Source organism: Planctomicrobium aquicomposti (genome assembly GCF_051466325.1).
Lineage (GTDB): Bacteria > Planctomycetota > Planctomycetia > Planctomycetales > Planctomycetaceae > Planctomicrobium.
Genome location: NZ_CP195792.1, coordinates 2,967,028 through 2,989,129, shown reverse-complemented (window position 1 = coordinate 2,989,129; position 22,102 = coordinate 2,967,028). Strand labels below are relative to the sequence as shown.

15 protein-coding genes and 3 pseudogenes are annotated in these 22,102 nt (G+C 56.6%); 11 read left to right on the top strand and 7 right to left on the bottom strand.

The window, feature by feature from the left end; genetic code table 11:
* Positions 1-29 precede the first annotated feature (29 nt).
* Positions 30-416, top strand: coding sequence for a BON domain-containing protein (locus SH664x_RS11590; RefSeq protein ID WP_437201065.1), 387 nt, complete (start codon positions 30-32; stop codon positions 414-416).
* A 119-nt stretch (positions 417-535) separates the two neighbouring features.
* On the opposite strand, the gene SH664x_RS11585 is transcribed toward SH664x_RS11590, so the two are convergent.
* Positions 536-937 carry a response regulator gene (locus tag SH664x_RS11585; protein ID WP_437201063.1) on the bottom strand — a complete coding sequence of 134 codons (402 nt, stop codon included), beginning with the start codon at positions 935-937 and terminating at the stop codon, positions 536-538.
* 790 nt (positions 938-1,727) lie between these two features.
* Between SH664x_RS11585 and SH664x_RS11580 the strand changes: the two genes are divergently transcribed.
* Together SH664x_RS11580 and aspS are read left to right on the top strand one after the other, a co-directional pair.
* Positions 1,728-2,597, top strand: a complete 870-nt coding sequence (locus SH664x_RS11580) for an endonuclease (protein WP_437201061.1) — start codon at positions 1,728-1,730, stop codon at positions 2,595-2,597.
* Positions 2,598-2,811: 214 nt separating this feature from the next.
* Positions 2,812-4,581 (top strand): aspartate--tRNA ligase, encoded by a 1,770-nt coding sequence (gene aspS, locus SH664x_RS11575; protein WP_437201059.1) that lies wholly within the window; start codon positions 2,812-2,814, stop codon positions 4,579-4,581.
* A gap of 160 nt (positions 4,582-4,741) precedes the next feature.
* On the opposite strand, the gene SH664x_RS11570 is transcribed toward aspS, so the two are convergent.
* Positions 4,742-4,927: a hypothetical protein gene (locus SH664x_RS11570; RefSeq protein ID WP_437201057.1), complete on the bottom strand. Its 186-nt coding sequence runs from the start codon at positions 4,925-4,927 to the stop codon at positions 4,742-4,744.
* Between the two features lie 172 nt (positions 4,928-5,099).
* Between SH664x_RS11570 and mnmA the strand changes: the two genes are divergently transcribed.
* The 3 genes from mnmA (at position 5,100) to SH664x_RS11555 (ending at position 8,406) form a co-directional block, all read left to right on the top strand.
* Complete coding sequence (gene mnmA / locus SH664x_RS11565; RefSeq protein WP_437201055.1) at positions 5,100-6,197, top strand: tRNA 2-thiouridine(34) synthase MnmA; 1,098 nt, start codon at positions 5,100-5,102, stop codon at positions 6,195-6,197.
* Positions 6,198-6,404: 207 nt separating this feature from the next.
* Positions 6,405-7,052, top strand: a complete 648-nt coding sequence (locus SH664x_RS11560) for a hypothetical protein (protein ID WP_437201054.1) — start codon at positions 6,405-6,407, stop codon at positions 7,050-7,052.
* Positions 7,053-8,022: 970 nt separating this feature from the next.
* A complete protein-coding gene (locus SH664x_RS11555) occupies positions 8,023-8,406 on the top strand; it encodes a hypothetical protein (RefSeq protein ID WP_437201052.1) in 384 nt (127 codons plus the stop codon).
* A gap of 508 nt (positions 8,407-8,914) precedes the next feature.
* Here SH664x_RS11555 and SH664x_RS11550 read toward each other — a convergent pair.
* From SH664x_RS11550 to SH664x_RS11540, 3 genes and pseudogenes are all read right to left on the bottom strand, one after another.
* Positions 8,915-10,014 (bottom strand): annotated as a pseudogene (locus tag SH664x_RS11550) (IS3 family transposase); the annotation flags it as partial.
* 200 nt (positions 10,015-10,214) lie between these two features.
* Positions 10,215-10,658 (bottom strand): annotated as a pseudogene (locus SH664x_RS11545) (IS5 family transposase); the annotation flags it as partial.
* Positions 10,604-11,053 carry a transposase gene (locus SH664x_RS11540; protein WP_437201050.1) on the bottom strand — a complete coding sequence of 150 codons (450 nt, stop codon included), beginning with the start codon at positions 11,051-11,053 and terminating at the stop codon, positions 10,604-10,606. The gene SH664x_RS11540 and the pseudogene SH664x_RS11545, both read right to left, overlap by 55 nt.
* 79 nt (positions 11,054-11,132) lie before the next feature.
* Here SH664x_RS11540 and SH664x_RS11535 point away from each other — a divergent pair, with 79 nt between their 5' ends.
* On the top strand, positions 11,133-11,519 hold the full coding sequence (locus tag SH664x_RS11535; protein WP_437207222.1) for an Imm50 family immunity protein: 387 nt from the start codon (positions 11,133-11,135) through the stop codon (positions 11,517-11,519).
* Between the two features lie 384 nt (positions 11,520-11,903).
* On the opposite strand, the gene SH664x_RS11530 is transcribed toward SH664x_RS11535, so the two are convergent.
* Both SH664x_RS11530 and SH664x_RS11525 read right to left on the bottom strand, forming a co-directional pair.
* A complete protein-coding gene (locus SH664x_RS11530; RefSeq protein ID WP_437207220.1) occupies positions 11,904-12,374 on the bottom strand; it encodes a transposase in 471 nt (156 codons plus the stop codon).
* A gap of 477 nt (positions 12,375-12,851) precedes the next feature.
* A complete protein-coding gene (locus SH664x_RS11525) occupies positions 12,852-13,292 on the bottom strand; it encodes a hypothetical protein (protein WP_437201048.1) in 441 nt (146 codons plus the stop codon).
* Between the two features lie 1,912 nt (positions 13,293-15,204).
* On the opposite strand from SH664x_RS11525, the gene SH664x_RS11520 reads away from it, so the two are divergent.
* From SH664x_RS11520 to SH664x_RS11505, 4 genes and pseudogenes are all read left to right on the top strand, one after another.
* Entirely contained in the window at positions 15,205-15,654 is a 450-nt protein-coding gene (locus SH664x_RS11520; RefSeq protein WP_437200830.1) for a transposase, read from the top strand.
* A pseudogene (locus SH664x_RS11515) lies at positions 15,600-16,043 on the top strand (IS5 family transposase); the annotation flags it as partial. The gene SH664x_RS11520 and the pseudogene SH664x_RS11515, both read left to right, overlap by 55 nt.
* Before the next feature lie 144 nt (positions 16,044-16,187).
* Positions 16,188-16,979 carry an IS5 family transposase gene (locus SH664x_RS11510; RefSeq protein ID WP_437200909.1) on the top strand — a complete coding sequence of 264 codons (792 nt, stop codon included), beginning with the start codon at positions 16,188-16,190 and terminating at the stop codon, positions 16,977-16,979.
* A 525-nt stretch (positions 16,980-17,504) separates the two neighbouring features.
* Positions 17,505-21,122: a M14 family zinc carboxypeptidase gene (locus SH664x_RS11505; RefSeq protein WP_437201046.1), complete on the top strand. Its 3,618-nt coding sequence runs from the start codon at positions 17,505-17,507 to the stop codon at positions 21,120-21,122.
* The last annotated feature ends 980 nt before the right edge of the window (positions 21,123-22,102 follow it).

The following is a 22,102-nucleotide window of genomic DNA, read 5'->3' as shown; positions in this document are numbered from 1 at the left end:
CCCCTCCATTGAACATGAGATCGAGCCCCATGTCTGCAAATTTAGCTGCCGAATCGCAATCGGCTCGACGAAAGGAAACGGACTTCCTGCAGAGAGAGAGACACTTCACCCTGTCCTCGAATGAACAGGTGAGACATCGCCTCGACGATGCGGATATCGTGCTGCGGGCGCGGATCAAACGTTCTCTGCTGGCCACGGGCCGTCAACCACTGAGTGGCCTTCAGGTCTCAACAAGCGCAGGAGTTGTGACACTGCAGGGGACTGTTCCAAGTTATTACATGAAGCAGCTGGCCCAGCAGGCGGCAATGGATGTCCCGGGCGTGACGCGGATTGACAGCCAGCTCGTTGTCACAGCCTTGGCCACATCGAAATTGAAAGTGCCGGCCCCGTCAGGGCTTGGCTGTCCGAAGAGCTAGAGCGTTTTGTTCTTTGAACTACCCGGTCTTGCCACGCAGAATTGAGCACTTCATCACACGAAACGCTTGCCGCGCGGGCACTGGAAAGAGCAACCTGCTCTCGTTCCCGGCCGAACAGGCTAATTCCCGACGTTCTCGCCGGACCGAGCCAGTTCCCTGACCATCTTCACAAGTCGGATGCCATCAATCGGCTTGCGGAGATAATCATCAAAGCCGGCAGCCAGACAGGCCTCCCGATCGGCATCCAGAATGCCGGAGGTCAACGCCAGGATCGGTGCGCGATACCCCTGCTCGCGCAATCTCCGCGTTGCGGTCAGACCGTCCATGACCGGCATGTTGACATCGAGCACGACAACATCAAAAGGGGTGTTCGCCAAGACCGCTTCCACCGCCTGTTGTCCATCAGTCAGTGCAGTCACGGCAGCTCCTGCATCCTTGAGAATGTGTTGCACAACATAACGGGCATCTCGTCGATCATCGACGAATAAAACGTGCAACCCATCGAGTCTCGTCGCCTGCATAACAAACACTCTCCTCAGTTTGCCGTGATTTCAACGACGCCGGGCGATGCGGCACAGCGCGAACAGTTCCTGCGGTCCTGATGTTGTGCCGGCGGCTCAACTTCTCATTGTCGTACGGGATCGTTGGCTGTAAAGACTCTGTTTGAAAATGTCTGCTCTGTCGGGGATCAATCGCCGCATTCCGCACGTGGATTGAGGAGGCCGACACAGAGCAACCCCCTGCTCTCCGTGCATCCCTCCCTGAGTCACGCAGCCCCCATGTGCTCGCTGTTTCGCGAATCTGCACATCAAGCGATGACGATCGGCAACGAGCATCGATTCGGCAAGAGCTTTAAGACTGATGACGCGAGTCCCGTTTTCCTGAAATTACTTTTCTCGGTGGCGGTTGCTGGTCGACCTGCCTGGCTCCCGAGGAGGTCACGGGCGTATGTGCGGGAGGATCACTGGCTGGGAAAGATTCATCGCTCGCTTCGTCGATGATTTCCGACTGTTTGCGTGGCGACCACATCCCCTGGACACAAGGTGGATGACAACGGGATTTCATGGTCTCTCTCCTTTGGAAATTTTGCACGAGGTGCCGCAGCGAAGACTCATCTGCAGCGCTCAATCCGATCGCAAGTTCTTCTGAAATCCTGTGCTGCAAACGAATTCCAGTCGGGGTGGCGACGTCTTCCTTCTGTGAGGAAAGACCTGCTACCATCCCTCTTACTGAGATGTGCAAAAGAGGCGCCGAACGGAAGGGGTGGAGCCGGATATGAAAGCTCTCGGAAGTCTGGAACCGGGTCAAAACGTGAGCCGATCTACTGTCAAGGGCAATAATGACGCTGGGGAGAAAGCGATCGCATGGGGTCGACGGGCATTAGCATGCCTGCTGGTCGCGTTCACTGGCCAGCTGCTCCCCGCTGCAGAGCCTCAACCAGGATGGGTCCAGACCGGAACCCTCGCCGCTCCGGAAGCGAAGCAGGCTGTGGCTGCCGATGACGAATTCGTCTACGTGATCGATAATAAAGTCGTCGCGAAATACTCGCGGAAGACTCAGCAGAGGGTCGCCACGAGTACAGGTCCAGCCACGCATCTGAACAGTGGTTTTCTTTTCGAGGGAAAACTGTATTGCGCCCACTCCAATTACCCGAAAGTCCCGGAGCAGAGCGAAATCAAGGTCCTAGACCCGCAGTCGATGAAGCTTTCCACCTTCCGGAAATTCGAAGGCTCCCCCCACGGCAGCCTGACCGTGGCGATCTTTGATCGAGGCAGCTGGTGGTGTGTTTTCGCACGATACGGTGCGGAGAACGTCGGAACCGTGCTCGTCCGTTTTGATCGGGATTGGGCCGAAACTGGAGTATGGACGTTTCCGGCGAGCGTCGTCTCCGATCTGGGGAAGAGCAGCATTTCGGGGGGAATCTGGCAGGGAAATAGGTTCCTGGCGACTGGCCACGACAAACAGTTGATTTATGAGTTGGAGCTTCCCGAGAACGGAACAGTGCTGACCCATCTGTCGACGCGGTCGGCTCCCTTCTTCGGACAGGGAATCGCCGCTGATCCGGCGACCGGTGGACTTGTCGGAATCGACCGGAAGTCCCGGTTGGTGCTGTTTGCGGTCCCGGAGTCTGGAAATCAGGCCGGTCCGGCCCCTGCCGGGGAACCTTCCGCCCGGCCCTGACCGGCAGCGGAAAAATGCCTGGGAGCGGGGAAACCTGAGCGATTTTGGGCGAGTTGCAGAGCACTTCGACCCGACAGCTCAAATTTCAACTCGCCGTTGTGAGAGTTTCAACGTCTTCTATAATGCCGACTTCCATTTTGCCGGGAGAGCCGAACTCCACACGAATTCGCGGTGTCGTGCTCTCCAAACGGCTGCCAATACCGGGAATTCTTTCGTGTTACGCACTCAAACCTGCGGTGAACTTCGCCTCGATCATGTCGGTCAGACCGTGACACTCTGCGGCTGGGTCGACAAATACCGCGACCACGGTGGCGTGGTGTTCATCGATCTCCGGGACCGCTACGGAATCACGCAGATCGCTTTTCGACTCGACGGTGTCAGTGACATCCAGCAACTGGCAGCGGGTCTGCGACACGAAGATGTGATTCAGGTCACAGGCGAAGTCGTCGCCCGCGGCGATGAAAACAAAAATCCCAAGCTGGCGACCGGTGATGTCGAGCTGCGGGCCTCGGCACTCACGGTGCTGAACAAGAGCCGCACCCCCCCGTTCGAACCCCGTGGGGATACGATTCCTAATGAAGAACTGCGGCTGCAGTATCGGTTCATCGATCTGCGGCGTCCGGCGCTGCAGGAAAAGATGATCCTGCGTCACCGCATCACGAAAGTCGTGCGGGACTACTTCGACGAGAACAACTTTCTCGAAATTGAAACGCCAATCCTCGGGCGGAGCACGCCCGAAGGGGCTCGCGATTACCTCGTCCCCAGCCGGGTGCACGAAGGAAGTTTCTACGCGCTGCCGCAGTCACCGCAGTTGTTTAAACAGATCCTGATGGTGGCCGGCTACGATCGCTACATGCAGATCGCACGCTGCTTCCGCGATGAAGACCTGCGGGCTGACCGGCAACCCGAGTTCACCCAGATCGACCTTGAGATGGCGTTCGTGGTGCAGGAAGATATTCTGCAGATGATCGACGGTCTCGTGGCCCGCATGATGAAGGAGATCCAGGGGAAAGAGATCCCCTTGCCGCTCCCTCGGTACACCTACCGCCAGGTCATGGAAGACTACGGCAGCGACAAGCCCGACCTCCGCTTCGGCATGAAGCTGACCGATATTTCTGACCTCGTGAAAGAGAGCAGTTTCGGCGTTTTCAAGAACACCGTCGCTTCGGGGGGCCGCGTGCGGGGTCTCTGCGTCAAAGGGGCTGCGGAAAAGTACAGCCGCCGGATTCTCGACAACGATTTCAAGAATCTCGTCGGCGACTACGGCGCGAAGGGAATGGCCTATTTCAAGGTCGTCGGTGGGAAGCTGGAATCTTCGATTGCCAAGTTCTTCGACGATGCCCAGCAGGCAGCGATTGTCGAACGGATGGGAGGCGAAGATGGTGACCTGCTGCTCTACGTGGCCGATTCCAACAAGGTCACCAGCGCAGCCTTGTGCGCCCTGCGAAATCATCTCGGCCGCGATCTGAAGCTGTATGATCCCAGCGAGATCAATTGTGCCTGGGTGCTCGACTTCCCACTCGTCACCTGGAACGAAGAAGAAAAGCGCTGGGATGCCGAGCATCATCCGTTCTGTGCCGTGCACCCGGACGACGTCGATTACCTGAAGACGGATCCTTCCAAGATCCGCGCCCAGTCTTACGATCTCGTGTGCAACGGCTACGAGTCGGCCAGCGGCAGCGTCCGTATTCACGATCCTGCTATCCAGCAGCAGGTGTTCGACCTGTTGAAGATTTCTCCGGAAGAAGCTGAAAACCGCTTTGGCTTCCTGCTGCAGGCGCTTCGCTACGGGGCACCGCCGCATGCGGGGATCGCACTGGGTCTCGACCGCTGGATCATGATGTTCGCCGGCAGCGACAACATTCGGGATGTGATTGCGTTTCCGAAAACGCAGCGGGCCTCCGACTTGATGCTCGGAGCCCCCTCAGCGGTCGATGCCCGGCAGCTGCGCGACCTGCACATCAAGATTGATGTGCCGAAGTAAAGTCTGTTTTTCAGTTCTGAAACTGTGATTCAGGCCCGCTGTCTTCACTGGACGGCGGGCTGTTTTTTACGTGGATGTTCCCGCCACGACGGCAGATCACCGACAGCTGCGCGGCGCGAATTCAGCACGACCGCCACGGCCAGCTCTTATGTGAAGTGGTTCAGGGAGCCTTGTCGCGCAGCAGGTGTCCGATCCAGAACACGACCGCTCCCGCGACGGTGAGCATCGGCATCCACAAGAGCCGAAAGCCGAAATTCAGCTGCCAGAGGATCAACAGCGGCAGAAGAATTAGTGCCACAAACTGCATGAAAAAACCGACCGTATTGCGAATCGAATTGCCGTTCATGCCGATTGCCGGGACAGGGATGCGAGGCGGTGGGGAGTCGGATAAGATAACGGTCTTCCGGACTGGACGCATCTGTGTCGATGGCAGGCGGTCCGGGAGTGACCAATTCGTCAATGCCGACCGGCGATGAGCCCGCGGATCGGTGAATATTGTCCGGGTGATTGTCCCAAGCATGGCACGCGTTGTATTGGCAATGAGTGGTGGGGTTGACAGTTCCGCCTCTGCCTGGCTGCTGAAAGAGCAGGGGCACGAGGTGATCGGCCTCTTCATGCGCTCCGGTGCCACGGACGTTGATCAATGCTCGATCGACTCGGGGGGCCTTCCCATTCTGAATGCCCGCTCCCACAAACAGGGCTGCTGCAGCGCGGGGGACGCCGCCGATGCCCGGCGCGTGGCGGATGCGCTGGATATCCCGTTTCATGCCCTGAACTTCAGCGACGCCTTCGGACAGATCAAAGACTACTTTGCGGACGAATATCTGGCGGGCCGTACGCCGAATCCGTGCGTCATGTGCAACGTCTGGCTGAAGTTCGGCAAGCTGTGGGAATTCGCTGAACAGGTGGATGCCCAGTTCATCGCGACGGGGCATTACGCCCAGTTGGAACCGCGGGACGAGGAGACGGCATTGGTGCGGGGGCACGATCTCGACAAAGACCAGTCATACGTCCTCTTTGGAATTCGAAGAGAGCTGTTGAGTAAGGTGCTGTTTCCAGTCGGTGGATATGAAAAGAGTCACCTCCGCGAACTCGCCCGTCAGGCGGGAATCCGCACCGCCGACAAGCCCGACAGCCAGGAAATCTGCTTTATCCCCGACAACGACTACGGGCGATTCCTGAAAGACTACCGGGGTGAATCCGAAACTGCCGGAGAGTTTGTCGACACTGCGGGCAACGTGCTGGGTCATCATCCCGGGTATCAGCACTTTACCATTGGCCAGCGACGGGGACTGGGGATCGCCTTTGGGGAACCTCGTTTCGTGGTGAAGATCGAGCCGCAAACCCGACGGGTCGTGATTGGAAATCGGGAGGAACTGGGACGTCGGACGTTGACGGCGAACCGGCTCAACTGGCTAACCGACGCTCCCGCCGCTTCGTTCCGGGCAACGGCGCAGATCCGTTACCAGCACGCCCCGGGGGCTTGTCTCGTCGAGCCGATCGCCGCGGATGAACTCCGTGTCACATTTGACGACCCGCAGTTTGGCGTCGCTCCCGGACAGGCTGTCGTGATCTACGACGGGCCGCGCGTGCTCGGAGGCGGCTGGATTCTGTAGGCGGCCACCTTCGGACAACCCTGCCGCGTGCAACACACGAGAGCCAGGCAGACCATTGGGAAGCGCACGGGGGCTTCGTCAGTCAGACGAATCGCCTGTAGCACTCGCCTTGTCCGAATCACCCTGTGCTGAAGATCAGGCACCGCCGACAGAAATAGGTTCCCTGAACTCAGCGACACAACACGAGCGACCGCTGCCGGATCGGGATTGGCCTCGGGGGTCAGCCTGGCGTCCTACGCCATGGCCACGGGGCCAACTCTCCTCTGGGAGTTCTCGCTCGTACTGCCGGCCATCAGCCTGGCAGCCCTGCCGGGTGTTGCGGGAACAGCGGCCGGCGTGGCCGGAGCCGCTGCACTGGGCTCCGGAGCGTACTTCCTCAGCGAAGTCTTGGAACCAAGTTCCTCCCGCCCCGGCCGTCCAGTCCTCAACTCGTCTCCCCCGCAGGTGCCCAATCTCCCCACTCAACAGCTGGCGAGCAGCGGCCTGACTCCGGTCAACGGTAACCCGCACCTGCAGCAGATCCCCCGTTCTCATTATGGAGGGATTGGATTGGCCAGCTGGGAACACTCCGGGTTCGACTCGGATCTGGAATCCAAATACCCCTGGGCCTATGCCGACATCCCCGATCACCAACAGAGACCCCGACCGTTTCCGACGATGGATCAGCAAGCTCAGGCCTACCTGTCGCAGCGAACGACAATCAACCTGAGTCGTTCCTCCAATTCTCCGTTTACGGACAACCGAATCTTTATGAGTCGCGATCTGGGCATGGAAGCTTACATTGAGACCGAACGCCTTCGGGCTGCCATGCCGTATGACAACGGCTACCGGGGAGCCTCAGTGGATGGCTGGTAGGAGTTTGAAATCGCAAAAATCGTTGCTGCGCAACACGACCGAACATTTGCCACAAATCTCACACCGTCAGAGAGCGTATTCAGTGAGTGGATATGGGGATTTCAAGACGGTTTAGAGCAGGGGGCCTGGAATATCGGTTCCAGACTTGGCAGCGGAACCTATGAGCTGGGCTTCTCATTTTATGACTCGGTCCGGGTCACGGGGGATCTGTTCAATTATTCCTTGACCGGAGATCCGCTGGACTATCGGGTGATCAGTTCCACGGGACAAGCTTTCGATGCCGGCCAGCTCCACCTGGGGCAGCATTACGCCACGCTCGGAGCGAACATCGGTACATTTGGACTGTACGAGTACGGCTCCGCGACGTATGACTACTCTACCGGCCAGATCTCCACGGACGAGTACAGCGCCCGGATGGGAGCCAATGGTGTCCTGTCACTGCTGGGGGGCCCGGGCGATGCGCGGGACTGCGGTCGGAGAGGCTGCCTGGTATCGAGCTCCGGTTGTCGCCGGACAGGAATTGTACACCGGCGCTCAAGTGTTCGGACGAGGTGCCCAATCCCTCTGGACGGATGAACTGGGAAGTGTTGGATTTCCGAGTGAAATTAATGTTCCAAATACTGGTATCTTAAATACTGGAAATTACGTTCGTTCCAACTCGGCCGCTTTGCAGCGAGCACTTCCTAAAAATAAGTACGGGGTACTTCAGCCAGACGTTGACGTCCCGCATACGCAACTTGGAAGATCGACCCGCTCGCATGGTAGTGAACCGCAAGCACGAGAGTGGATGTTTGACTCCAAGGGACGATTAGTTCCTACGAGGGATCTTGACTTTACGGATCACAACTTTCCAGATGTTCATCCAAATCCGCACCAACACATACTTACTCCAGCAAACCCTAGCAACCCGTTGGGTGGGGGTTTTCACCGTGGACCAGCACAACCGCTCCAATATCCTTGAAGGCTCAGAATGATTGCAATATATGATCGCCTCGAAGGCACAAACACTTTCTCACTGAAAGACTTCTTGTCGTCGATACTTCGACACACCACACTAAGCCGCAGCGATCGAATCCAATTGATTCGAATGGGTGGAGTTGGGAATTGGATTTGGGAACTAGAATCCAAGCTAGATACTGGAGAAGATGTCGACATTACGATTGACAACTTACTCCTGATTGCGTCCAATCCAGATGAGTCTATCGAAGAATTGCTGTGCAATGCCGGTGAATTGCAGTTCGGCATATCAGACGCAAGCTTTCTGTTTTTCCAGTCTGCAGAGAAGCGAATCGAAAAAAAAGTTGCCGCAGATTTTAAGCAAGCTGTTTTTCTCCAAGACCATGAATTGAGTTAACTTACTGAGCAAGGGCGAGGCGTGCCCACTTTGCAGCATTAATACACGGTCGGTTCGGCGGTGGAACTGCTGGGGCTGGGTTGGAGCGCCGTCGCCACGGGGGGTACCGACCTGCCCTGTATCGCTCTGCCGGCAGCGTATGCGACCGACAACCTCTGGGCGGGCCTCTCCACCGCTTGGACAGGCCAATCGACAGCCACTTTCACCAATAGCGGCCTGGCCTCCTACGGCGGCCAAGAGTTCGCCGACAACATCGAGTTCTACGGCAATTTCGCCGTCGCGGGGTACGCCGGGTTCAAAGGGCTGACGGCGTTTGATAACATTAGCAAGAGCGCTGACGATGTGATTGCACCAAAAGGTGCAAGAGGGCCTGATCTGCGTCAAATTTCTGTACCAGGTGCTATGAAGGTTTGTTTGGGGAATCTCCGCTGTGCCGGCGGAGTGAGGCCGTAGGCCGAACGCAGCTGGCACAGCGGGCCGCGCCGGGGACCGTCCCCGAGCACTGGGCCGCGTACTCGGCCGGGGTCGCATACCCCAGTGAGCTGTGCGGTCGGTGATGGTTATAATCCTCTCTCCACGCCTCGGTCAGACGCTTTGCTGCCGACAGGCTCTCGAATTCTTCCAGCCCCAGGAACTCGTCTCGCAACCGGCTGTGGAAGCTCTCCGCGTAACCGTTCTCCCAGGGACTTCCCGGAGCAATGGACAGCGACTGGATCTTCAGTCGGCCCAGCCAGCCCCGAATCGCTTTGGACACGAACTCCGGCCCATTGTCGCTACGAATGGCCTGGGGCACGCCCCGCATTGCAAACAACTCCGCCAGCGTGTCGATCACATCTTCGCTGGTCAGGCTCCGGGCCACCTTGAGCGCCAGGCACTCCCGGGTGTACTCATCCACTATGCTCAGCCACTTCAGTGGACTCCCGTTCGCTGTCCGGTCGAACACGAAGTCCCAGCACCACGTGTGGTCCTGGTGCTCGGCCTTCCGGCGCTGGCAGCCGTTCTCGCTGACTCCCAGGCCGCGGCGTTTCCGCCGCTTTCTCGGCACTTTCAGCCCTTCCCGACGCCACAGGCGATACACCCGCGTATCGCTGGCCCGCCACCCTTCGTTCCGCAACAGACTCCCGATCCGGCGGTACCCGAACCGGGGACGACGCCCCACCAGTTCCCGCATCCGTCTGGTCATGGGGCCTTCATCACTCCGAGGCTGTGACTCGTAACGCTGGCTGCTGCGCGGTTGATCAACCACTTCGCAGGCCCTGCGCTCCGACACCTCGAACGTCTGCTGCAGTTCCTTCACAGCGGCTCGCTTTCGAGAAGGGCTTACCAGTTTCCCTGCTGAAGATGCTTCAGCATCCGGTTGTCCAAGGTCAGCTCAGCGACCACTTCCTTGAGATGCTTGTTCTCGTCTTCCAGTTGCTTGAGGCGCCTGGCCTCCTCGGACTTCATTCCGCCGTACTGGTTCTTCCACCGCAGGTACGTCGCCGAACTGATCTCCAGAGCCTGCAGTACCGCAGCTTCGTCCTGGCCGGCGTTCAGCATCGCTTCGGCGTCCCGCAGCTTCTTGACAATCTGCTCGGGCGTATGCCGCTTCCTTCGCTTCGTCGTCATTCAAGGTCTCCTTCGCCCCCTCCGGGGCCGCTGGAAACCTTCATACCATCTGGATCAGGTTTTCAAAGGCAGACCAGGCCGATTAGCGGTCGCGAATTTGATCCGGCAAATGCGGGAGGAGCAATTCGCAACCTTACGACAGAACGAATTAGCATCACACATCGTGGAATCGACTATACCGAAAAGCACATGAGGTAGTTTCACAACCCTTTGATGATGGTGTACAGGCAGGCTAAGTGAACGAAGCCTTCGAACAGTTCGGCGTAGTATTCCCAGCGAGTGATCAATCGGCGGCAGTTCTGCAGCCAACTGAAAGTGCGCTCAATTCGGTATCGGCGTTCGTATCGCCGCAATGCTCGACCGTCCTGCAGTCGAGGCTTGGTTCGTTTGTCTCGGTGCGGGCAGATCAGTTCGATGCCACGGGACAGAAGATGTTCCCTCAACCAGTCGGCATCGGCAGCTTTATCGTACAGCAGGCGACGCGGCTTGCCGTGTGGAGGGCATTGATCAATCAATGTTTGGATCGTGGTCACCTCGCTGTAATTGGCAGAGGTGGTATATGCCGAGAGTGGAATGCCTCGTCCATCAGTCAGGAGGAGGATGCGGGTTCCGTTGCCACGATGACAACGTCCCACGTCGTCACCCCTTTTTTTGCCCGTGAAAACGAGCCATCACCGATCGCTTCTTCCCAGTCGATGCCACGTCGCTGTAGCAGCTTGCTGAGCAATCGATCCCAGGCTGCACGAAAGACCCCGTTTCGAGTCCAGTCACGATGGCGTCGCCAACAGGTGACTGGTGAGGGGTATCGTTCTGGTAAATCTTTCCAACGGGCCCCTGTAATCAGTACCCACAGAACGCCTTCCAAGCACTCACGAGAAGATCGCCAAGGGCGTCCTCCACGGGGGCCCACCGGAAGATCAGGAAACAGATCCGCGATCAGAAACCATTGTGCATCAGAGAGAAAGGGCTTCGGGGCCGTCCTGGACCCTGTCTTGTTGGGCCGACGGCGTGTCGGCCACGAAGGCAGGGTAATGAGCATGAGTGTCTCCTTTCACCCTGCTCATAAGCACATCCCTTGCCAATCCTGTTCAGTAATCTAAAGGTTATGAAACTGGCTCATATCGATCAGAAACCTCTATACTAACACCCCAGAATCAACCAGCGTACGACTGCATGAAGTAACTTTTTTCCAAGACGGGCCAAGAATATCATTTCGCTTAGATATACATACATTTCCAGACAACCCGCCAAAAAAGTGGCTGGCAGAGAATTTCAATCGTGCCCAGATTACAATTTCACTAATTGACATTAGAAACGCGTCGATTCAAGGGTGGGGACTTGACAATGTCGGCAATCTCTATGTGACAAGGCAAGACGACAAAACAAGAGTGCTCTTTATTGGAGAGTCAACGCTAATTGATTGTCAGTCTATATTCTTGCGTTTGGATAGTATCTCCGGATATCGTGACTTATCATATCATTCAATAAATACATCAAATCAATAAAACATGCCCCTTTGACCAGCCGAAGCAGCCCACCGCTCCATCCCGAAAGGAGGTGGGACCTGATCCGAAGTACGGCAGATTGCCTCAACTACGAACTCACTGGAGATCCATTGGACCATCGGGCTTCCAGCTCGCTAGGCCAGGCTTTCGAGTACTACCAGGATTCACTGGGAGACTACTACCTCAACTACGCCGGCACAACGGTCGCCAACATCTTCACGGCTGGTCACTATGACAGATTGGTTGCCACGTACGAGTACTCCCGTGGCATGATCACACAGGAGGAATTCACCGCCCGCGTGGGCTCCAACGGCCGGATGCCCGGGTTGACATTCATTTCGGGTGCGATCGGCTCTGCGAGCCGTGCCGGATGTCGTGGGCCGTTCATGACAGGTCCACCGGGTCCATTCGGAGTGGGACATCCATGTCTCCCGCATGGGCGCGGGCACTCGACCATTTCCAATCCGTCGGTCGCCCCACCAGCCCCCGCCGCACGGGATTCGCGTGGATGTACCCAAGGACCGCCTGAATTGGTCGGTCGTTCCACAGGTTCTGAGCATATCCCCCTCCTGCTTGCCAGAACTGGAACACCGTCCGGCCCCCTCGATGCACCGTCAGTCGCTGGAGCCAATCCACTTCCCCGGCAGCTTGCAAGAACGCTTTCGCCTGCCGGGAGACCGGTGACTTGATGGCTGCCAGAATCCGTCGCATTTCGTAATCCGGTTCGCGGGGATCCAGTAGAATGTGAACATGCTCGGGCATGATCACATCTGCCCACAAGGCAACCTGCTGCTGTTCTCGAAGTTGCTGCAAGGCATCGACCACCCACTGCCGTGGCCGGACTTTGTTGAGCAGCGGTCAGCGACGGAAGCAGGAGAACGTGAGGAAATGGGCATGCCCTGGCTCGTTGATCGCCCGGCGACGCTTGGGGTGGGAAGTTGGCATTCACATCCTCCTCGTGTTTGCGCTGGGGGGGGTGATCCTCGTCCACTCCGCGCTCGCACGGCTCACAGAGCCGGTGGCACCCAAGGTTTCACTCACTCAACCCGGGCACCCAGCCAGCAGGGAGGTGCCTCTCGCACCGGACAGCATGGCCCCTGCCGCCGCATTCCAGCCTAAGACCCCGATTCCGATGCCAACCCCGACCTCAGCGGTCTAGAACCCGCCAGACCGATTGTGACCAGCAGTGACGTCCCTGTCGAGGTACTCGGCCTGTGTGGAAGCCACCAGTACAGCAAATAATGGCCGGGCTCGACTTCCCCGACTCACTCTACTGGATCAAATGCTTAGGGCGTCTACATTTCTGCATGGGTCCGAAAACACTCCGGTTGGCTAGGCTCGCCTTATGGTAACGGTGGCTGCATCCCTGATACAGATCCACCCGTGGTGCTGGTAGAAATCCCCACCCAGCTCTAGCAACTCAATGAGTGGCTCGTACACGCTGGAATCACCTTGGGCGAGATTCAATTCAATTGCCAACAATTCCAATAAATACCAGCGGCAGACTTTCTTGACAGTAGGTGGATACTCCTTCTTGCCATCCAAAAAAGCATTGAGTCTGCCAGAAATGTCCTCTGGCAGATCCACGCCGTGGCTCGCAGGTATGCTATTAAATGGTGTGGTTAATGGCAAACCCCGGGATGTCAGGTAGATTTCCATCCCGTTAATGAACCTTCTAACCAACGCAGCGTATTTCTCAGATTGACTGTCGTCAAAATCCGCGGAAATTTTCTCAAGCCTAGCCAGACCTTCGTGGCAGGTAAGTGTGGGCATATTATCCGCCTTGAAAAGTTTTCCACCGTTGGAGTTGTTGAGGGTTTAGGTCCCCGGTCCATGGGCTCGGAGACAGGTCGTGAGCTCCGAAGAGTTCGTGACTTGGCTGAGGTTCCCAGAACCCATCGAAATCAAGTCGCCAAGAGTCAGGGTCGGCAGGGTAATATGGAACGTTAAGATGCTTCATCAGAGTGTTTTCTAAGTACTCATGTCCGACTAGGTGTCGGAAGGCGGGAATTCCCTCACCTCGTGAAGCGGCCTCCCATATATCCGCGATTTCATCGCTGGGATAAAATCGCATCGTCTTCCATTCATTGGGCCCTACTGCAAGGCGATGCGTTGTTACAAATAGATGACGCTTGACCGACTCGGTCACATTCGAAGGTAAATTTGCGTTTTTGGAAAGTACGGAAATGTCGTCTGCCTCAATGATTGCCCGATAGCGGTTGAAGGCTCCCGCATCTCCGTCCCATCCACCGCCCGTAGGCATCCGGCCTCTAGGCATCGGTTGAGTTACATTATCAAAAGCCGTGAGGCCTTTGAACCCGGCGTAGCCAGCAACGGCGATGTTTCCGTAGAACTCGATGTTGTCGGCGAACTCTTGGCCGCCGTAGTAGGCCAGGCCGCTATTGGTGAAAGTGGCTGTCGATTGGCCTGTCCAAGCGGTGGAGAGGCCCGCCCAGAGGTTGTCGGTCGCATACGCTGCCGGCAGAGCAATCCACGGGAGGTCGGCGCCGCCGGTGGCGACGGCGCTCCAGCCCCAGCAGTTCTGCTGCCGAACCCGCTGCCTGCACTGCTCCGAGCGCACGGGTCGTGACGTGGTACTCGCTGTTCAGCGCTTGCGCGGCAGTCTGGTATTCATAGGGCAACCAGCCGGCTGCGATGTCGTTCCTGACCCCCAACTGCTGGTACACATCAAAGAGCTGCCGATTGGACTGATACAGCTGCATTTCCGCCGTGGTCGGGCCGGCAGCGTAACCAATGCCCACGCCAGCTGACAAACCGGGAGACCATGTGCCGTAGAAGTCGTGTAAAGCTGGTCAAATCAATCCGACATGACTTTCACAGTGTCACGCCAAGCCGGTTACCCGCCACATCTAAATAGCTCCATGGCGTAACCGGCGAAAGCAAGGCATCAGCTAGCTCAGAAATCGCCAAAAAAGGTAAAAAGGTCGGGGGCTGCTTCATGCCGATGAATCCGGAGCTATGTCGCTTTTATCGCATTAGATGTCCAAATTTGGAACAGACTACGCCGTCAGTCGTTTTTTTTAAATGATGCCCTCTTTCTCGGACTTTTCTCGACCACGTTTGGTGATCGAATAAAGAGGCTGGCCTGGGTTCGGCCCTGTAGATTCTGTGATGTATTCGTCTTGTAGAAGCTCATTCACTAGCGTCATCAATGTTACTCCGCGGGGCAGTCTACTGGCATCAATTATGCGTGCGAGCTGGTACCAACTCCACTCGCCATTGTGATTGCTGACCGCCTGAAGCAGCTGGATTTTGATATCATTCATACTTTGGGGTCCCTGTGAGTTATTTGAAATAATTCCACACATCTGGATGGTAAAGAGTTCGATTGCGATTCGCGTCTAGCTCGTGCAATCGACAATCCTCTAGTGTGGCAGCGTGTGTGTTTTCCCATAATTTAAAGGCTGCTTCGGGGTTCTCAGGAACACCAGATTTGTATCCAAGTCTACGATATCGAACCGATTCGCGTAGTTCATGGCTGTAAAAATTCAGGTCATATTGCGAAGGTCGAATTTTGCCATCGGCAATATCTCTTAATCTCTGGATCATATGTGAGTTTGGGGCATCGGGTCCAAATCGAGATATGAGCCAGTTTCATAACCTTTAGATTACTGAACAGGATTGGCAAGGGATGTGCTTATGAGCAGGGTGAAAGGAGACACTCATGCTCATTACCCTGCCTTCGTGGCCGACACGCCGTCGGCCCAACAAGACAGGGTCCAGGACGGCCCCGAAGCCCTTTCTCTCTGACGCACAATGGCTTCTAATTGCAGACCTGTTCCCGGATCTGCCGGTGGGACCGCGTGGGGGTAGGCCTTCGCGTTCCTCCCGCGAGTGCTTGGAAGGCGTTCTGTGGGTACTGATTACAGGGGCCCGTTGGAAAGATTTACCAGAACGATACCCCTCACCAGTCACCTGTTGGCGACGCCATCGTGACTGGACTCGAAACGGGGTCTTTCGTGCAGCCTGGGATCGATTGCTCAGCAAGCTGCTACAGCGACGTGGCATCGACTGGGAAGAAGCGATCGGTGATGGCTCGTTTTCACGGGCAAAAAAAGGGGTGACGACGTGGGACGTTGTCATCGTGGCAACGGAACCCGCATCCTCCTCCTGACTGATGGACGAGGCATTCCACTCTCGGCATATACCACCTCTGCCAATTACAGCGAGGTGACCACGATCCAAACATTGATTGATCAATGCCCTCCACACGGCAAGCCGCGTCGCCTGCTGTACGATAAAGCTGCCGATGCCGACTGGTTGAGGGAACATCTTCTGTCCCGTGGCATCGAACTGATCTGCCCGCACCGAGACAAACGAACCAAGCCTCGACTGCAGGACGGTCGAGCATTGCGGCGATACGAACGCCGATACCGAATTGAGCGCACTTTCAGTTGGCTGCAGAACTGCCGCCGATTGATCACTCGCTGGGAATACTACGCCGAACTGTTCGAAGGCTTCGTTCACTTAGCCTGCCTGTACACCATCATCAAAGGGTTGTGAAACTACCTCATTGCATTTTCGAAATAGTCAATCCAGCTCATTTTTGTATCTTTCTTAGAACGTGTTTTGAAATTGCGATGAATTGAAAAAACGGCTACGGCTCCCTTGCGAACATCTTGGCAATCCAAGGAAGGAGCCGCAGCCGTGTTGAGGACGAAGTATTCCAGCAATCTCTCGGATGAGCAATGGCAACTGATCCGGAAATACCTTCCCCAACCTTCCCGTCGGGGGCGTCCTCCCATCGATCGGCGGTGGGTTTTGGATGCCATCTGGTACGTGGTCAGAACCGGTTGCCAATGGAGATTGCTCCCTGGCGATTTTTCCAACTGGAGTACGGTCTATGGCATTTACCGACCATGGGTTCGCAGTGGTCTCTGGGAACAAATTCACCGGCACCTGAGGGAACAGCTCCGCCGGGCTTGGGGAAAGAAAAAACGTCCCAGCGTGGCGATTCTGGACAGTCAGTCCGTGCGGACCGCAGAAGGGGGATTCGAGCGGGGATACGATGGGGCCAAGCAAATCACAGGTCGCAAGCGGCACATTGCCGTCGACACGCTGGGCCTGATCGTGGCCTTGGTCGTGCACGGAGCGTACTGGCAGGATCACGACGGAGCCTGCTTTCTGTTGATGAAGTTGAGGCAGGTCTGTCCCAGATTGAAGGTTTTATTTGCCGACTCAGCCTATGGGCGTAAGGAACTGCCAAAGTGGGTTCGGCAGACATTCGGTTGGGTCTTGCAGGTTGTCCTCAGGCCAGTTGGGCAAAAGAAGTTAGTGGTCTTGCCGAAAAGGTGGGTTGTGGAGCGGACCTTCGCCTGGCTGGCCCGCTATCGACGACACTCCCGAGACTACGAACGAACACCCGAGTCGAGTGAAACGGTGACCGACATCGCCATGATCAACCTGATGAGCAAACGCCTCACTCGGCTTCAAAACTGATTTTTCAAACACGTTCTTAGACGCTGAAGGAAAAAGGTTACGGCCGGCGTTGGCTGGTGGAATCGTTCCTGAGCGGTCTGAAATGGACAACGGGATCAACACTCACGGCAAGGCGGGAACGCAGCCTGTTCGTGGAAGCCGCGCTCCGGGTGCTGGCCTACGCCCTGCGGCGTTAGGTCAAATGCAACAACCCAAGGTCCTTTCAGCAGGGCCTCAGGCGATCAATGGTCCTCAATTCCTCTTGGCCGCCTGTCACCGGTCGTCCACCCTGTCTTGTGTTTTCTCAGCGTTCTTGATTTGATTCTTATTTTTCTGCCAAGGGAGGAGCAGTTGACATCCTTTCGGGTGAGCGTTTGGGATGAGAACCTGCTGGGGCGCGAAGTAAAGTAGTCCGGAGAGGGCCGGGGCAAGGAGACTTGTCGGGGCAGCCCCAATTCGGCGAGAGCGTTGTTCCTGGTCTTGTTGTTTGAAATAAGTGAGAGGACAGGTGAACTGTTGAACTTGGCGCTAATCAGTGGGGACCGTGTGAAAAGGATTTGTTTCTTTATCTGTGTCGGGCTGCTCGCGGTCTGTTCCCAGGTTCGCTCTGAAGATCGGAACGAGGCTCATCGCCTGAAAGTGGATTCAGACTTTCCCGGCGGATCAGGTCAGGTCGATCAGATCGACCAGCAGCAGCGTCGAATCCGCTTTCAACCGACGGCATATCGGGATCAGGGCTGGGCGTGCTGGTGGCTCATCAAAGTCACTGGGATCGAGCCCGGGGAAATGCTGACATTGGATGTAGGGGATGGAGACTGGGCGACCCCCGACCACTGCTTCTATCGATCGTCGGATGGAACCTGGAAACAGTCTTCTCCGGGAGTCCGATCAGCCGCAGACCCCAAACGGATTTCCTTTCAGGTGCAGGTCGATTCCGCGGAGGCCTGGTTCGCCTGGGGCCCCCCTTACCTCTCTGAAACTGCCCGACAGCTGGTTGACAAGGCAGTACAAAAAGGGAACTGGGTCACGGAGTTCAATCTGGCGACGACTCGATCTGGGCATCCGACGCCCGCGTTGCGGATTCGGGAACCGGGCGTCAGCGACAAGGACCGGAAGGGGATCTGGATTCAGGCGCGGCAGCACGCCTGGGGAGCCGGATCCAGCTGGGTTTGCGAAGGCGTTGTCGATTGGATCCTTTCCGATGATCCCGATGCGGTCGCGCTCCGCCGGAAGGCTGATATCGTCATTGTGCCCATTATGGACATTGACCATGTCGAACAGGGGGCGGGCGGCAAGGGAGCACTCCCTCAGGATCACAATCGTGACTGGACCGATCAGCCCTATTGGAGAAGTGTGGAGTCCGCTCAGAATCTGATTCGGGAAATGAATCAGAAGGAAGACTTTGCAGTCTTCATCGACCTCCAAAATCCGGATGCACAGAGCCGCCATCCGTTTTTCTTTATTCCTGCCAAAAACCTTCTGAGTGCGGAAAGCGAAACTCAGCTGAACCGCTTTCTCGCCATCGCCCGCAAACGCATGAATGAGCCGCTGGACTTTCAGGGGGAAGTTCGTGAATCCGGATCGAAGTACGATAGAAACTGGAAAGCGATCAGTAAGAACTGGGTTTCAGCTCACAGTCGACCCGGCGTCATTTCCGTCACACTCGAAACGCCCTGGAATACTCCACACAGTACGCCGGACGGATACCTGCAAGTTGGACGAGGCCTGGCCCAGTCCGTAGCGGAATTTGTTTTAGAGTCGGAATCCCGGGCAGAACTTTCAAAACTGCACCAGGTCTTGCGGCCCACGTCGCAAGAAGTCCCTTCGTTCCGACAAATCAGCGGAGTCTATCCGCACCTGACGACGTATGGCATTTACAGCCAGGGGGGAGCGCACCACATCGAGGGGCACGAGGAATGTGGAATTGGCGCGGTTGTTCCCTGGGGTGGGAAATTATGGATGCTCAATTACGCCCCTCATAAGCCAAAAGGAAGTGAACACAAACTGTTCTCCATTGATCGAGAACTGAAGATGACCATTCATCCCGAGAGCGTGGGAGGAACGCCGGCCGGGAGAATGATTCACCGGGAGTCACGTCAGTTGCTGATTGGTCCCTATCTCATCGATGAGGAGGGGAAAGTGCGCGCCATCTCCCCGCAAGTCATGCCAATTCGCATCACCGCCATTGCCCGTCATCTGACCGATCCCGCGAACCAGGTGTACTACATCGATATGGAAGGAAGCATCTGGGAAGCGAACGTTCATACGTTGGCGGCCCGCAGGCTGTTCCAGAAACCGGTTCCCGGTTGGCACGGGAAAGGAGGATATACGTCACAAGGGCGATTGATCGTGACGAACAATGGAGAACTACCGGTTGGTACTGGCAAGCACAAGTTCTTAGCGGGAGACGTTTCTCGCCATGAAAGCGAAGCGGGCGTTCTGGCGGAATGGAATGGCGATCAGTGGTCGATCGTCGAGCGCCGACAGTTTACGGACGTCACCGGCCCGGGAGGAATTTACGGGGCCAGGACCGATGAAGAACCTGTCTGGGCCATCGGCTGGGATCAGCGAAGCCTGCGTCTGAAGCTTCTGGAAAACGGGACCTGGTTCACTTACCTGCTGCCCAAGGCGGCCTGGTGTAATGATGCCCGGCACGGCTGGTACACCGAGTGGCCTCGCATTCGGGAAGTGGGCAACGGTCGCTGGATGATGGATATGCACGGGATGTTCTATGAATTTCCCCCGACATTCAGTTCGAACAATACGGCAGGACTCCGCCCGATCGGGTCGCATCTCCGCTATATTCCCGACTTCTGCGATTGGAACGGTCGGCTCGTGCTCGCGAGCGATGAAACCAGTATTCAAGGAAATCCGTTAGCCGGCCAACCCCAGTCCAATCTGTGGTTTGGAAGCTGGGATGATTTGTCTACCTGGGGGCCTGCCAGTGCGTATGGGGGACCGTGGGCGAATGATCCCATTCCCGCTCAGACTCCATCCGCTCCTTTTTTAGTCGCGGGATTCTCACAGGTGGTCTTGCACTGTGGTGTTCGGTCGGAAGCTCCGCAGGAGATCCAGTTTACTGTCGAAGTCGATCGGGCCGGGAATGGAAAATGGGAAGAACTGGCCCGCGTTCCGGTCCATTCGGATCGGCTCACAACATTCCACTTCCCTGCCGACGAGAAGGCCACCTGGCTCCGCCTGAAAACCGATCGTGATTGTGTCGCCACGGCGATGCTCCACCTGACAACTCCGAGCCGGCACCCCTTGGGCGCTGAAGGAAGCGATGAACTGTTTGCAGCTCTGCCCTCAATTGCAGAGCACGCCGAGCAAGGACCTCTTCTTTATCCTGCGAAGGAAAATCGAAACCTGCAGGTGTTGAAGCCTCAGGGAGATGTTGTCGAGCTGACCAAAGCGGACTTGCGGTTTCAGCCCGCCCAGGCGGAAAAAGGGCTCGCCGGTCTTCTCGCCCCCCGAACCCATTTCGATGTGGATGACGCATCGGTGATTCTCATCGATGGCAAGCAGCGACTCCGGCTTCCGAAGGGAGATGCGAAGTTTGATCGTCTTGTTCGCTCGAACACGGTCCGCTCGACGAGAGAAGTTCAATCGGAGCGCTCCCTCTCACATGTCCACGGAACATTTTATGAGGTTCCCCTCCTGCGGAATGGCCCGCTGTATTCCTGGAAGCAGCTGCGGCCTGTCGCCAGCCATTCGAAAAATATCACGGACTATTGCAGCTGGAACGGATTGCTGGTCCTGAGCGGACTTCAACCGGATGTACTTCCAGGGAACCATGTCGTTGTTTCAGACGACCAGTCGACACGCCTGTGGCTCGGCGCCATCGATGATCTCTGGAAGCTTGGCCGACCCTGCGGCGTGGGCGGCCCGTGGAAAGAGACCGCGGTCACCGCAAATGCTCCTTCCGATCCTTACCTGATGACAGGATACGACAAGAAAACTCTTCTTCTGCAGAGTGATCGCGATGTCACAATTTCCGCGGAGCTTGAAATCGACTACCTCACAGGTTGGCATCGTTGGCGAGAATTCACGCTGAAAGCAAACGAACCACAATCCTTTGAGTTCGAGAAGGGGTTCAGTGCCCATTGGATCAGATTTACGTCTGATGCCGATTGTAAGGTGACTGCCCAGCTCACCTACGAATAGCTGTAGACAGGACTGACAGGAAGGTCAGCGTTCGCATCAAGAATCAGTCGAATTCACCCAGAAGAGCTGTTTTGTTCCGTAACTCGATGACTGCTGCGGACACTGATTCCTGTCCCGGTCGCGTCTCTAGTTCTGGTCTGAAAGACAGACGTCCAGCGCACTTTCGCTGCGGCGAATTCAGCAAAGACCAGGCAGGACCGGCTCTCCAGACCGGTGCCCGCGGGCAGTTCATCGGAAATTGCGAGGAATCGTCAACGGCCTTGTCTGCAGTGAAATTCAAGGGGTTGGCACGTTTCGATCAACTACTCCTCGCCTCTAAACCGCCGCGAAATCCTTTGGCGCCGCGGGTTGGGAATTGCCTGACCCCGGATTTTCCCACGATTGGTGGGCACTTGGGAAAGAGCGTCCCATCACCCGTGAGGAGGGAATTGCATGTCAGCGAGCCTGTTCGAATACATCGAAGTGTTCTACAACCGCGTTCGCAGACATTCTGCGTTGAATGACCAGTCACCCACCCATTCGGCTGAGGCCGCTTAAGCCTACCGCAGCGCCCACCAATCGTGGGAAAGTCCAGCGCGCTCGTCAAAGCTCCAGTCTGCTTCAGGACCTCCGATTCGATATGCGAAGAGCGAGGCATCCTCATTGACTCTCCGGGCAATCCGCTTCGCATCCGGATCGATCAAGATCTTGTGGGGATTGAATCGATGGCCCTGCCGCAGGCTCATATGGACCAGTCACGCGGTAACCATAAATCTGACCCGAAAGGCAGTCAGGCAGATCGGCATAGCAGACCTGGTGTGCGCACTCCGTCAGAGGGACTCGATAAGATTCCTGTGCCGCCTCGGTCGAATCAAACAGGCAAAGCTCTCCCTCGCGACGTTCGCAGAATACCCGGGCAAAGTTGGTTCCGCGCCCGCTCCAGGTGCCCCAGCGGGTAATGCTTTCCAGGCCAGATTCGCATTGCCCATTTGTTTTGAACA

Coding starts and splice junctions, on each gene's coding strand:
- SH664x_RS11540 (WP_437201050.1), bottom strand. CDS start 11,053: ATGCTCATTACCCTGCCTTCGTGGCCGACACGCCGTCGGCCCAACAAG.
- mnmA (WP_437201055.1), top strand. CDS start 5,100: ATGGCACGCGTTGTATTGGCAATGAGTGGTGGGGTTGACAGTTCCGCC.
- SH664x_RS11570 (WP_437201057.1), bottom strand. CDS start 4,927: ATGAACGGCAATTCGATTCGCAATACGGTCGGTTTTTTCATGCAGTTT.
- SH664x_RS11520 (WP_437200830.1), top strand. CDS start 15,205: ATGCTCATTACCCTGCCTTCGTGGCCGACACGCCGTCGGCCCAACAAG.
- SH664x_RS11585 (WP_437201063.1), bottom strand. CDS start 937: ATGCAGGCGACGAGACTCGATGGGTTGCACGTTTTATTCGTCGATGAT.
- SH664x_RS11590 (WP_437201065.1), top strand. CDS start 30: ATGTCTGCAAATTTAGCTGCCGAATCGCAATCGGCTCGACGAAAGGAA.
- SH664x_RS11555 (WP_437201052.1), top strand. CDS start 8,023: ATGATTGCAATATATGATCGCCTCGAAGGCACAAACACTTTCTCACTG.
- SH664x_RS11525 (WP_437201048.1), bottom strand. CDS start 13,292: ATGCCCACACTTACCTGCCACGAAGGTCTGGCTAGGCTTGAGAAAATT.